Below are 12,363 nucleotides of genomic sequence, written 5' to 3'. Positions count from 1 at the left end.
CGGCGAAGTCGAACACGAAGAGGGCCACGATCAGGGCGATGGTCGCGGTCCATACGTAGGGGTCGGTCACCGTGCAATCCTACGCGGCGGGCGGGCCCGGCTCAGCCGGCGTCGATCATCTGGCGAAGCTCGCGCTTGAGCTCGCCGATCTCGTCGCGCAGCCGCGCCGCGAGCTCGAACTTCAGCTCGGCCGCGGCCTCCCGCATCTGCGCCGAAAGGTCTTCGATGAGCTGCGACAGCTCCTCCGCCGGACGTCCGGCCATGGGCGACCCGACCGCCGGCGCGGACCGCCCCGCCGCACCCTTGCCGGCACGCTGGGCCTGAGCCAGGGCGTCCGCGGTGTCCGCCTCCTCGCGAGCGAGCATCTCGGTGATGTCGCCGATGCGCTTGCGCAGCGGGGTGGGGTCGATCCCGTTGTCCGCATTGAAGCGCATCTGCAGCTCGCGGCGACGATTGGTCTCGTCGATCGCGGATGCCATGGAGTCCGTGATGGTGTCCGCGTACATGTGGACCTCGCCCGACACGTTGCGCGCCGCTCGACCGATGGTCTGGATGAGCGACGTCCCGGAGCGCAGGAAGCCTTCCTTGTCGGCGTCGAGGATGCTCACGAGCGAGACCTCGGGCAGGTCGAGGCCCTCGCGCAGCAGGTTGATGCCCACGAGTACGTCGTAGCGCCCCATGCGCAGCTCGCGCAGCAGCTCGACGCGTCGCAGCGTATCGACATCAGAGTGCAGATACTCCACCTGGACGCCCCGCTCCGCCAGGAACTCGGTGAGATCCTCCGCCATCTTCTTGGTCAGCGTGGTCACGAGCACGCGCTCGTCGCGCTCGGTGCGCTCCCGGATCTGCTCCAGCAGGTCGTCGATCTGCCCCTCGGTGGGCTTGACGACGACCTTGGGGTCCACCAGGCCGGTGGGACGAATGATCTGCTCGACCACGCCGTCCGCGCGCTCGAGCTCGTAGTTCCCCGGCGTGGCCGACAGGTAGACCGTCTGCCCGATCCGCTGCTGGAACTCGGCCCACTTCAACGGCCGGTTGTCCAGGGCGGACGGCAGCCTGAAGCCGTGCTCGACCAGGGTGCGCTTGCGGGAGGTGTCGCCCTCGAACATCGCACCGATCTGCGGGACCGTCACGTGCGACTCGTCGATCACCAGCAGGAAGTCGTCCGGGAAGTAGTCGAGGAGCGTGTGCGGCGGCGTCCCCTCCGCACGCTGCTCGATGTGCCTCGAATAGTTCTCGATCCCCGAGCACGTCCCGACCGAGCGCATCATCTCCAGGTCGAACGTGGTTCTCATCTTGAGGCGCTGCGCCTCGAGCAGCTTGTTCTGACGCTCGAGCTCCTGCAGGCGCTCCCCCAGCTCGACCTCGATCGTCGAGATCGCCCGGTTCATCCGGTCCTCGCTGGCCACGTAGTGCGACGCCGGGAACAGGTGCACCTGCTCGCGTCGCTCCACGACGTCTCCCGTGAGCGGATGCAGCGTGTAGAGCGCCTCGACCTCGTCACCGAACATCTCGATGCGGATCGCCAGCTCTTCGTACACCGGGATGATCTCGACGGTGTCGCCCCGCACCCGGAATGTGCCACGCGTGAAGGCGAGGTCGTTGCGGGAGTACTGCATCTGCACGAACTCCCGCAGCAGCGCGTCGCGGTCGACCACGTCGCCCACCGCGAGCGTCACCATGCCCTGGATGTACTCTTCGGGAGTGCCCAGACCGTAGATGCACGACACGGATGACACGACGACGACGTCGCGGCGCGTGAGCAGCGAATTGGTCGCCGAGTAGCGCAGCCGCTCGACCTCCTCGTTGATCGAGGAGTCCTTCTCGATGAAGGTATCCGTCTGTGGGACGTAGGCCTCGGGCTGGTAGTAGTCGTAGTAGCTCACGAAGTACTCGACGGCGTTGTTCGGCAGCAGCTCGCGAAACTCGTTGGCGAGTTGCGCCGCGAGCGTCTTGTTGTGCGCCATGACGAGCGTGGGGCGCTGCAGCCGTTCGACCAGCCACGCGGTGGTCGCGGACTTGCCCGTTCCGGTCGCGCCGAGCAGCACGACGTCCTGCTCCCCCGCCTGGATGCGCTCAGCGAGCTGGTCGATGGCCCTGGGCTGGTCTCCCGAGGGCCGGTACTCGGACACCACCTCGAACGGCGCATCCGACCGGCGCAGATCCTCTGACATGGGATATACGCTACGCGTCGGGTCCGACACTCGCGTCAGGGCGTCCGGGGAACGTGGAGCTCCCAGAACTGATCCACCTGCGCGCGCAGGTCGTCTGCCGTGCCGTTCCCGTCGAGGACCACGTCCGCGATCGCCGCGCGCTGCTCGTCCGACGCCTGCGCCCGAACCCGAGCCCGCGCATCGGCCCTCGTCATCCCTCGCGACGCCGTCAGGCGCTCGATGCGCACGTCCTCGTCCGCGTTGATCGTCACCACCATGCCGAAGTCGCGATTCCCGCCCGCCTCGACCAGGAGCGGGATGTCGTGCACCACCACGTGCGCGCCCTCCGCTCGCGCCTGCCGGTCCGCGGCTCCCGACATCGCGAACACGTACGGGTGGACGATCGCGTCGAGCTGCTCGCGCGCCGCGTCGTCGTGGAACACGACATCGGCGAGGGCCGGCCGGTCCAGCGCCCCGTCGCGGATCACGCGGTCGCCGAACGCGCGCACGATCTCCACGAGCGCCGCAGAGCCGGGCTCGACTGCCCGCCGCGCGAGGACGTCGTGGTCGACGATGGCCGCGCCGAGCTCGGCGAAGCGCGCCGATGCCGTCGACTTGCCTGCGGCGATGCCGCCCGTGAGTCCGATCCGAAGCATGGCGAAAGTGTCGCATACGCGACAGGGCCGCGACCTCCATCGAGGTCGCGGCCCTGTCGGGTGATGCTGCTTAGTTGCCCGTGAGCTTCTCGCGCAGCGCGGCGAGGCGCTCGTCCGACGCGAGGGTGCCCTCGTCGGCGGCCTCGTCCTGCGAGCTGTAGGACGCGCCCGCATCGGCCTTGGGGCCGCGCTTGCGGGGAGCGGCCGCACCAGCGGCCTCGGCCTCGGCGGCCTGCTCGTCCTGCTTCGCGACGAAGACCTTGTGGGCCTCCCAGCGCTCGTGCGCCTTCGCGTACTCCGCCTCCCAGGCCTCGCGGGCCTCGTCGAAGCCCTCGCGCCACTCCTGGGTCTCGGGGTCGAAGCCGTCGGGGTACTTGTAGTTGCCGGCCTCGTCGTACTCGGCGGTCATGCCGTACAGCGCGGGGTCGAAGTCCTCGCCGGCGGGGTCGACGCCCTCGTTGGCCTGCTTGATGGACAGCGAGATGCGGCGACGCTCGAGGTCGATGTCGATGATCTTGACGAAGACCTCCTCGTCCGCCTGCACGACCTGCTCGGGCAGGTCGACGTGGCGGACGGCGAGCTCGGAGATGTGCACCAGGCCCTCGATGCCGTCGAAGACGCGCACGAACGCGCCGAACGGCACGAGCTTGGTGACCTTGCCCGGCACGATCTGACCGATCGCGTGGGTGCGGGCGTAGACCTCCCACGGGTCCTCCTGCGTCGCCTTGAGCGACAGCGAGACGCGCTCGCGGTCCATGTCGATGTCGAGAACCTCGACCTCGACCTCCTGGCCCACGGAGACGACCTCGTTGGGGTGGTCGATGTGCTTCCACGAGAGCTCGGAGACGTGCACGAGGCCGTCCACGCCGCCCAGGTCGACGAACGCACCGAAGTTGACGATCGACGAGACGGTTCCCTTGCGGACCTGGCCCGGCTGCAGCGCGGTCAGGAACGACGAGCGCACCTCCGACTGGGTCTGCTCGAGGAACGCGCGGCGCGACAGGACCACGTTGTTGCGGTTCTTGTCGAGCTCAATGATCTTCGCCTCGATCTGCTGGCCGATGTACGGGCCCAGGTCGCGCACGCGGCGCATCTCGACGAGCGACGCGGGCAGGAAGCCACGCAGGCCGATGTCGACGATCAGGCCGCCCTTGACGACCTCGATGACAGAACCGGTGACGACGCCGTCCTCGTCCTTGATCTTCTCGATCGAGCCCCAGGCGCGCTCGTACTGCGCGCGCTTCTTGGACAGGATGAGGCGGCCTTCCTTGTCCTCCTTCTGGAGGACCAGGGCCTCGACGGTGTCGCCGACGGTGACGACCTCGTCCGGGTCGGCGTCGTGGCGGATGGACAGCTCGCGGACGGGGATGACGCCCTCGGTCTTGTAGCCGATGTCGAGCAGGACCTCGTCACGGTCGACCTTGACGATGGTGCCCTCGACGAGGTCACCATCGTCGAAGTTCTTGATGGTCGCGTCAATCGCGGCGAGGAAATCCTCACTCGAGCCGATGTCGTTGACTGCGATGGGGGTGGACTCGGGGGTGGATACGGACATTAAGGAGTTGCTCCGATGAAGGGTGGATGAATCGTATGGATATGGATAGTCGGAAACGCACGCGGGCGCACGAGACCAACGATCATCCTACCCCGTAGCGGCCCTCAGCACAAAGGCCCGCCACGTCGCGTCAGTCCAGGTCCTCGCGGATGGACTGGATGATGTCCGTCGTGGAGACCTCCGCCGTCCGGGGCAGGTAGACCACCTCGCACAGCTCCTTGTAGTGATCGAAGCGGCCGGCCCAGTCGTCGCCCATCACCAGCACGTCCGCGCTGTGCTGCGTGATGTAGTCGCCCTTGAGCTCCAAGGACTCCTCGACGAACACCTCGTCGACGCATGACAAGGACTTCACGATCGCCATGCGGTGCTCCTCGCGGTACACCGGGTAGCGGCCCTTCTTGGAGTGGTTGAGCGCGTCCGACGACACTCCCACCGTGAGGTGGTCGCCCAGCTCGGCGGCCCGGAGCAGGACGTTCACGTGGCCGATGTGGAAGAGGTCGAACGTGCCGAACGTGAGGACGCGGGTCATGGGCACCAGAGGAGAGGACCGGCCTGCGTGCATCCTCGCGCCTATACTCTGGGCGTGCCCCTCGACCGTATCCGCGGACGCGCCCGCCAGGTGCCCGGCCTCGCCGCGCGAGCGGGCCGCGTGCTGCAGGACAGGACCGTCGGTCGGTGGCACTACTCCCGGCTCCCGCTCGACCCCGAGCTCGTGGTCTACACGTCCCTGTGGCACCGCGTCCCCAGCGGCAACCCTCTCGCCGTGTACCGCAAGCAGCTCGAGATCGCTCCGCACCTGCGGGGCGTGTGGATCGTGCGCGACGACGACGCGCACCTGGTGCCCGATGGCATCGAGTTCGTCACTCCTCGCAGCCTCGACTACCTCCGCGTCACCGCGACGGCCTCGGCGTTCGTCGACGATGCCAATCCCCACTGGTCGCTGCCGCCGCGCGAGGGGCAGACGTATGTGCAGACCCACCACGGCACCGCGCTCAAGTACATGGGTGCCGACCGGCATTGGTCGGGCGATCGCCCCTCGGACCAGACCATCGTGACGATCCACCGCCGCAGCCAGCGGTGGACGTACTCGCTGACCACGAGCCCGTATCTCACGGAGGTCTGGGCGCGCGCCTATCGCAACGCGAGCATCCCGCTGGAGGTGGGCTTCCCGCGCAACGACGTGCTGGTCGCCACGCCGCCGGCGGTGCGCGCGGACGCCCGCGCGCGCCTGGGCCTCGCCGAGGACGAGCGCGCCATCCTCTACATGCCCACCTGGCGCACGCGCACCGGCCACGCCGAGGAGCAGTTCGACCTGTCAGCCTTCGCCCGCGCCCTGCCCGCGGGCACGCGACTGCTGGTGCGCGATCACTACTACCACGATCACCTCCGCCGCTCGGATGTCCCCGAGCAGGTCATCGACGTGTCCCGGGGGTGGGAGGTCGAGGAGCTCTACCTCGCGTCGGACGCGCTCGTCACCGACTATTCGTCCGCGATGTTCGACTACGCGCTGCTCGACCGGCCGATCGTCCTGTTCTGCCACGACTGGGACGAGTACCGGTCGAGCAGGGGCGCGTACTTCGACGTCACGAGCGACGCGCCGGGGCTCGTCGTCATGACGGCCGATGCGCTGGCGGAGGCGTTCGCGACAGGCGCCGATGCGTCAGCGGAGCAGGCGGCGCGGCGAGCCTCGTTCCGCGAACGCTTCGCGACCTTCGAGGACGGCCATGCGGCGGAGGCGGTGGTGCGTGTGGCGCTGCTGGGCGAGGACGCCTCGCCCTTCACGGGACGCGGAGGGCCGAGCGACCATCCCACGGGCTGGACCGTCGACCCGCCGGTCAGCCACCCCGAGGATCCGAGCATCGAGCCGCGGGCCGGCGGCGGCGGCGCGACCTAGAGTCCCCAGGCGGCCTGAAGCAGCTCCTCGGGGACGTACTTGGTCTTGCCCGCCATCTCGGAGAATGGCGTCATCTCGATGCTCTCGCCGCGCAGTGCGGTGAAGGTGCCGTACTTCTGCTCCGCGATCGCGTCGATCGCGGCGATGCCGAATCGCGTCGCGAGCAGGCGGTCGGCCGCCGTCGGCACCCCACCGCGCTGGACGTAGCCCAGGGTGGTCAGGCGCGTGGGGAAGCCGGTCACCCGCTCGATCGCCCTCGTGACCTGCTGTCCCACCTGGCCGGCGATCGGGTTGCCCTTCTCGTCGAGCGTGTCAGAGGCGTCCCAGTCCGAGCCCTCTGCGGGGACGGCGCCCTCGGCGACGGCGACGATCGAGAAGTCCTTGTAGCGGTGACGGTGCCGGATCTTCTTGCCGATCACCTCGATGTCGAAGGGGTCCTCCGGCGCGAGGATGATGTCCGCTCCGCCAGCGATGCCGGCCGTGACGGCGATCCACCCGCAGTGGCGGCCCATGAGTTCGACCACCATGACGCGGTTGTGGGACTCCGCGGTGGAGTGCAGGCGGTCGATCGCCTCGGTCGCGATGGACACCGCGGTGTCGAAGCCGATCGACGAGTCCGTGCCGACAACGTCGTTGTCGATCGTCTTGGGGATGCCCACGACGGGGACGCCGGACTTGTGCACCTTCGAGGCCGCCTTGAGGGTGCCGTCTCCGCCGATGCAGATCAGCGCATCGAGCTTCTCGTCCTCAACGGTCTGGTGGACCGCCTCGATGCCGCCTTCGACCTTGTGCGGGTGGCAGCGGGCGGTGCCCAGCATCGTGCCGCCGTGAACGAGGATCCCGCTCACGTCGTCGCGGGTCAGCGGGACCGCGTCTCCGTCGATCACCCCTTGCCACCCGTTGTGGAACCCGACGATGGACATGCCGTGCTCGGCGGTGCCGCGCTTGACGACGGCTCGGATAGCGGCATTGAGGCCGGGGCAGTCCCCGCCTCCGGTGAGGATTCCTACGCGCATGGCTCCACTCTAGTGTCCGGCCGTGCGCCAATTCGAGCCCCTGCCGACATTGACGTCGAGAGGCACCGAGAGATCGCCGGCATCGTGCATCTGCGTGGTGAGGATCTCCTCCACGGCGTCCTGCTCTCCGGGAGCGACCTCCACCACGAGTTCATCGTGCACCTGAAGTAGCAGGCGCGATGCAAGACCTTGGTCCCCGAGTTCGCGATCGACGCCCAGCATCGCGACCTTGATGAGGTCGGCGGCGCTGCCCTGGATGGGCGCATTGAGGGCCACCCGCTCCGCGATGTCACGGCGCTGACGGTTGGTCGAGGTGAGATCGGGGATGTAGCGGCGCCGGCCCATGATCGTCTCGGTGTAGCCGTCCTGCCGCGCCTTGTCGACCACGGTCCTGAGGTAGTCCCTCACTCCCCCGAATCGGGCGAAGTAGTCGTCCATGAGCGCCTGCGCCTCGCCCACGGGCAGGCCCAGCTGACGCGCGAGACCGAAGCTCGACAGCCCATACGCCAGTCCATAACTCATGGCCTTGACCTTGGACCGCATCTCCGGCGTGACGTCCGCCGGCTCGACGCCGAACACCCGCGCTCCCACGAAGCGATGCAGGTCCTCGCCTGCCCTGAACGCCTCGATGAGGCCGTCGTCCCCGGACAGGTGCGCCATGATCCGCATCTCGATCTGGCTGTAGTCGGCCGTGAGGAGCGTCTCGTAGCCCTCTCCCACGACAAAGGACTCGCGGATCCGATGGCCCTCCTCGGTGCGGATCGGAATGTTCTGCAGGTTCGGATCCTTCGAGCTGAGCCGGCCCGTCGACGCGACCACCTGGGAGAAGGTCGTGTGGATCCTGCCGTCGTCCCGCACCTCCTTGGCCAGCGTGTCGATGATCTGGCCCAACTTGGTCGAGTCCCGGTGCGCCAGCAGCGCCTCGAGGAAGGGGTGGGGGCTCTTGGCCTGGAGGTCCGCGAGGGACGAGGCGTCGGTCGAGTATCCGGTCTTGATCTTCTTGGTCTTGGGCATGCCCAGGCGATCGAAGAGCACCTCCTGCAGCTGCTTGGGCGAGCCGAGGTTCACCTGGTCGCCGTCGATCGCGTCATAGGCGGCCTGAGCGGCGGCGTCCGATCGAGCCCGTGCGGCGTCGGCTCGCTCCGCGAGCGCCTCGCCGTCGATGGCGATGCCCGCGTGCTCCATGCGGGCGAGCACGCCGACCAGGGGAATCTCGACGTCGCGGTAGAGATCGGTCATGCCTCGCCGGTCCAGTTCCGCGTCCAGCTCGGCGGACAGGGCTGCCACGTGCGCCGCGGCAATGCCGGACGCGTGCGCGGCGGACGACTCGAGTCCGAGATCGAGCTCGTCTCCGCCTGCTCCCCCGTCGAGCGTCACGCCGAGATAGCGCTGAAGCACCGACGCCAGATCGAAGCCGCGTTGATCCGCGTTGACCAGGAACGCGGCGATCTGGGTGTCGCGAGCCGTCCCCTTGAGGTCGATTCCGCGCGATGCGAGCGCGTGCCACGCGTCCTTGGCGGCGTGCAGGGACTTCTCCACCTCGGCGTCCTCGAGCCATGCGCTCAGGGACTTCTCGGCGGCGGCGTCGAGCGCTCCGAGGTCGATGCCCCAGGCGGCGTCTGCGGTCGCGACCCCGATCGCCCAGGCATCGGCATCCGCGCCTGTCCGTCCGTCGACGTGAAGCGCCACGGGCCCGCGGAGTGCGGTGACCGCCGCCACGGCGCCGTCGGTGACGACCTCGACCTCGTCGGGCGCATCCGGAGCGTCCGCGGTGGAGTCGCCGGCGGCGAAGGGCAGCAGGCGGTCGCGCAGCGTGCGGAACTGCAGAGCGTCGCACACCTGGTGGATCGCGGCGGCGTCCGCCCCCGTGTACTCGAGATCGTGGACGCTCAGCGGCACCTCGAGATCCGTGAGGAGGTGATTCAGCTCGCGATTGAGCCGCACCTGATCCACGTGGTCACGGAGGCTCTGGCCGGCCTTCCCGGGGACGTCATCTGCGCTCTCGAGGATCTCGGACAGGCCGCCGTAGATGCCGATCCACTTGGCGGCGGTCTTGGGCCCCACGCCCGGCACACCGGGAAGGTTGTCGCTGGTCTCCCCCACGAGCGCGGCGAGGTCCGGGTACTGCTCGGGTCGCACGCCGTACTTCTCCTCCACCGCCGCGGGAGTGAAGTGCACGAGGTCCGACACGCCCTTGCGCGGGTACAGCAGGGTCACATCCTCCGTGACGAGCTGAATGGTGTCGCGGTCGCCCGAGACCACGAGGACCCGCATCCCCGCCTCGCGGCCCAGGCGCGCGTACGTCGCCAGCAGGTCGTCGGCCTCGAAGCGCTCCTTGTCGACGGCGGCGACCCCCATGGCGTCCAGCACCTCACGGATCAGGGGCACCTGCGGCTCGAATTCGGGCGGAGTCTCGTCGCGCGTGCCCTTGTAGGACGGCAGACGCTCTGTGCGGAACGTGCCGCCCGGGAGGTCGAACGCGACGGCGACGTGCGTGGGAGCGTGCTCGCGCATGAGGGTCGCAAGCATGGTCGTGAAGCCGTACACCGCGTTGGTCGACACCCCCGTCGACGTCGCGAAGTTCTCCACGGGAAGCCCGAAGAAGGCGCGGAACGCCATCGAGAGTCCGTCGATCAGCAGCAGGGTGGGGCGGTCCTTGTCACTCACCCTGTCAACCTATCCGGTCCCACCGACACCGACAGAGCTGTGGCACGCTGTCCTCCATGGCGGACATCGATGAAGAGGCGCTGGACAGTCTCGTGGACGGGACCCTGATCACCCGCATGGGCATCGTCGTCGATCACGTCTCGGCGGAGAAGACGACCGGATCGATGCCAGTCGAGGGCAACACCCAGCCGTATGGCCTGCTCCACGGCGGCGCGTCCGCAGCGTTCGCGGAGACGCTCGGCTCGTTCGCGGCCATGGCGCACGCCCAGGCCGAGGAGATCGCCGTCGGCGTCGACCTGAGCATCACGCACCACCGTGCCATGCGCGACGGAACCGTGCGCGGCACGGCCACCGCGCTGCACCGCGGACGCACGATTGCGACGTACGACGTGCGCATTGTGGACAATTCCGACCGGCTGGTGGCGACAGCACGACTGACTTGTGCAATCCGGCCGCGTCCCGAGACATGACCGAAACATGAATGCCGTATGTTGAGGGACATTCCTGATCTGGAGGGGATCTTGACGAAGACAATCGACCGACGCGCCGTCCTGCGCGCGCTGATCGTGCTCGTCCTCGCTGCCGGCGCCGTCACCGCGATGTCCCTGCTGGGCTCCAGCGCGGTCGCGGCGACCTCGGAGGTCGCGGCCATCGCCGCGCCCACCGACGCGGCTGCGGCAGCCACGAGCATCGCACCCACCGAGGCCGAACCGATCGACACCACCGCCGCGACCAGCCCCGGTTCCAACCGGGTGGTGCAGACGCTGGTGAATGGCATCGTCTTCGGGCTTCTGCTCGCACTGGCGTCCGTGGGCGTGTCCCTGATCTACGGCACCACGGGGCTGAGCAACTTCGCGCACGGAGAGCAAGTCACCCTGGGCGCGCTGCTCACCTACTTCTTCACCACGCAGCAGGAGGTCTCCCTCCCGCTGATCCCGGTGAGCTTCACGATCGGCTGGCCACTGATCCCCTCGGCGATAGTCGCGATCGCGCTCTGCGCCGGCACCGGTTGGATCCAGGACAAGTTCCTGTGGTCGCCGCTGCGGCGCCGCAAGGTCACGATCGTCCAGCAGATGATCGTATCGATCGGCCTGTCGCTGGCGATGCTGAACTTCATCCAGTGGTGGTTCGGCGCTCAGCGCGTGCGCCTGACGATCATCTCGGACGAGCGCATCGACATGGGCGTGTTCGACATCGGCCAGATCACCCTGCTGTCGGTCGTGATCTCGCTGCTGTGCCTCGCCGGCGTCGGCTACTTCCTGCTCCGCACTCGGCTCGGGCGCGCGACTCGTGCCGTGTCCGACAACCCGGCCCTCGCATCGGCCTCGGGAATCCGCGTCGACGGCGTGGTGCGGCTCGTCTGGGTGATGGCGACCGGCCTGGCCGCCGTCGGCGGCATCCTGCTGGCCCTGTACGACTCGGGCACCGCGTTCGACGTCGGTGCACGACTGCTGCTGCTCATGTTCGCGGCCGTCACGCTGGGCGGGCTGGGACAGGCCTTTGGAGCGCTCGTCGGATCGCTCGTCGTCGGCATCTCCGTCGAGATGTCGACACTGTGGATCGGCACCGACCTCAAGTACGCGGTAGCGCTCGCGATTCTCATCCTGGTGCTGCTGCTGAGACCACAAGGAATCCTCGGACGCGCGGAGAGGGTGGGCTGACACCATGGAAATCCTGCTCGATGCTCTTGCGGAGGTCTTCGCGCCCACCACGGCCGCGTTCGCCATCGCCGCGATTGGCCTCAACTTCCACTTCGGCCTCACCGGCCTGCTCAACATGGGCGTCGCCGGCTTCATGCTCGTCGGCATGTACGGCTACGCGATCACGACGCAGAACGGTGCACCGATCTGGCTCGCGATCATCGTCGCGTGCGCCGCAGCGGCGACGTTCGCGGTGATCCTCGGCTGGCCCACGCTGAAGCTGAGAGGCGACTACCTCGCCATCGCCACGATTGCCGCGGCCGAGCTGGTGCGCTATCTCGGGCGCTCGCAGAGCCTGCAGCCGCTGACCGGCGGCTCGACCGGCATCCGCGGCAACGAGTTCAAGTTCACCTTCGAGGCCCTCAGCCCGTTCCCGAACGAGAACATCACGATCCTGTTCTGGACGTATCACGGCACGCTGTCGTCGAGCTGGTGGCTCCGCGTGGTCGCGTGGCTGCTGGTCGCGCTCTTCGCGTTCACCTTCTGGCAGCTCGCTCGCAGCCCGTGGGGCCGCGTGCTCAAGGGCATCCGCGAGGACGAGGACGCCGTGCGCTCGCTCGGCAAGAACGTCTACTCGTACAAGATGCAGGCGCTCGTCATCGGCGGCGTGATCTGCGCGTTCGGCGGCGTGGTCTGGGCGCTTGGCAACTCTGTCCAACCCGACTCCATGGGCCGCCCCACGACGTTCTGGATCTGGACGCTGCTGCTGCTCGGTGGAGCGG

At 68.3% G+C, this 12,363-nt stretch carries 10 protein-coding genes; 4 read left to right on the top strand and 6 right to left on the bottom strand.

Features of this window, described 5'->3' with window-relative positions; genetic code table 11:
* Positions 1 to 101: 101 nt before the first annotated feature.
* The 4 genes from uvrB to QZ483_RS09315 all read right to left on the bottom strand — a co-directional run bounded on the left by uvrB (position 102) and on the right by QZ483_RS09315 (position 4,893).
* The gene (uvrB, locus tag QZ483_RS09330) at positions 102 to 2,174 is read right to left on the bottom strand and encodes an excinuclease ABC subunit UvrB (protein ID WP_297083240.1); all 2,073 of its coding nucleotides are present in this window, start codon (positions 2,172 to 2,174) and stop codon (positions 102 to 104) included.
* 35 nt (positions 2,175 to 2,209) lie between these two features.
* On the bottom strand, positions 2,210 to 2,809 hold the full coding sequence (coaE, locus tag QZ483_RS09325; protein ID WP_297083237.1) for a dephospho-CoA kinase: 600 nt from the start codon (positions 2,807 to 2,809) through the stop codon (positions 2,210 to 2,212).
* Positions 2,810 to 2,879: 70 nt separating this feature from the next.
* Positions 2,880 to 4,364, bottom strand: a complete 1,485-nt coding sequence (gene rpsA / locus QZ483_RS09320) for a 30S ribosomal protein S1 (RefSeq protein WP_297083235.1) — start codon at positions 4,362 to 4,364, stop codon at positions 2,880 to 2,882.
* Positions 4,365 to 4,494: 130 nt separating this feature from the next.
* Entirely contained in the window at positions 4,495 to 4,893 is a 399-nt protein-coding gene (locus QZ483_RS09315; protein WP_297083233.1) for an adenylyltransferase/cytidyltransferase family protein, read from the bottom strand.
* 54 nt (positions 4,894 to 4,947) lie between these two features.
* Between QZ483_RS09315 and QZ483_RS09310 the strand changes: the two genes are divergently transcribed.
* Positions 4,948 to 6,258: a CDP-glycerol glycerophosphotransferase family protein gene (locus QZ483_RS09310; protein WP_297083231.1), complete on the top strand. Its 1,311-nt coding sequence runs from the start codon at positions 4,948 to 4,950 to the stop codon at positions 6,256 to 6,258.
* Here QZ483_RS09310 and QZ483_RS09305 read toward each other — a convergent pair.
* Positions 6,255 to 7,274, bottom strand: a complete 1,020-nt coding sequence (locus QZ483_RS09305; protein WP_297083229.1) for a 6-phosphofructokinase — start codon at positions 7,272 to 7,274, stop codon at positions 6,255 to 6,257. The genes QZ483_RS09310 and QZ483_RS09305 overlap by 4 nt on opposite strands.
* A gap of 9 nt (positions 7,275 to 7,283) precedes the next feature.
* The gene (polA, locus tag QZ483_RS09300; RefSeq protein ID WP_297083227.1) at positions 7,284 to 9,941 is read right to left on the bottom strand and encodes a DNA polymerase I; all 2,658 of its coding nucleotides are present in this window, start codon (positions 9,939 to 9,941) and stop codon (positions 7,284 to 7,286) included.
* Between the two features lie 56 nt (positions 9,942 to 9,997).
* On the opposite strand from polA, the gene QZ483_RS09295 reads away from it, so the two are divergent.
* The 3 genes from QZ483_RS09295 to QZ483_RS09285 form a co-directional block, all read left to right on the top strand.
* On the top strand, positions 9,998 to 10,411 hold the full coding sequence (locus QZ483_RS09295) for a PaaI family thioesterase (protein WP_297083225.1): 414 nt from the start codon (positions 9,998 to 10,000) through the stop codon (positions 10,409 to 10,411).
* A 51-nt stretch (positions 10,412 to 10,462) separates the two neighbouring features.
* Positions 10,463 to 11,602, top strand: a complete 1,140-nt coding sequence (locus QZ483_RS09290) for a branched-chain amino acid ABC transporter permease (RefSeq protein WP_297083223.1) — start codon at positions 10,463 to 10,465, stop codon at positions 11,600 to 11,602.
* A 4-nt stretch (positions 11,603 to 11,606) separates the two neighbouring features.
* Positions 11,607 to 12,363: branched-chain amino acid ABC transporter permease (locus tag QZ483_RS09285; protein WP_297083221.1), on the top strand; the 757-nt coding region annotated here is incomplete at its 3' end.

The sequence above is a fragment of the uncultured Demequina sp. genome, assembly GCF_913055775.1.
Classification (GTDB): domain Bacteria; phylum Actinomycetota; class Actinomycetes; order Actinomycetales; family Demequinaceae; genus Demequina.
Note: the sequence above shows the minus strand (reverse complement) of the source record. Positions and strands in the feature narration are given on the sequence as shown.

Excerpts from the sequence above, each read along its gene's own strand:
- QZ483_RS09295 (WP_297083225.1), top strand. The coding sequence starts at position 9,998 with ATGGCGGACATCGATGAAGAGGCGCTGGACAGTCTCGTGGACGGGACC.
- rpsA (WP_297083235.1), bottom strand. The coding sequence starts at position 4,364 with ATGTCCGTATCCACCCCCGAGTCCACCCCCATCGCAGTCAACGACATC.
- uvrB (WP_297083240.1), bottom strand. The coding sequence starts at position 2,174 with ATGTCAGAGGATCTGCGCCGGTCGGATGCGCCGTTCGAGGTGGTGTCC.
- QZ483_RS09305 (WP_297083229.1), bottom strand. The coding sequence starts at position 7,274 with ATGCGCGTAGGAATCCTCACCGGAGGCGGGGACTGCCCCGGCCTCAAT.
- QZ483_RS09315 (WP_297083233.1), bottom strand. The coding sequence starts at position 4,893 with ATGACCCGCGTCCTCACGTTCGGCACGTTCGACCTCTTCCACATCGGC.
- coaE (WP_297083237.1), bottom strand. The coding sequence starts at position 2,809 with ATGCTTCGGATCGGACTCACGGGCGGCATCGCCGCAGGCAAGTCGACG.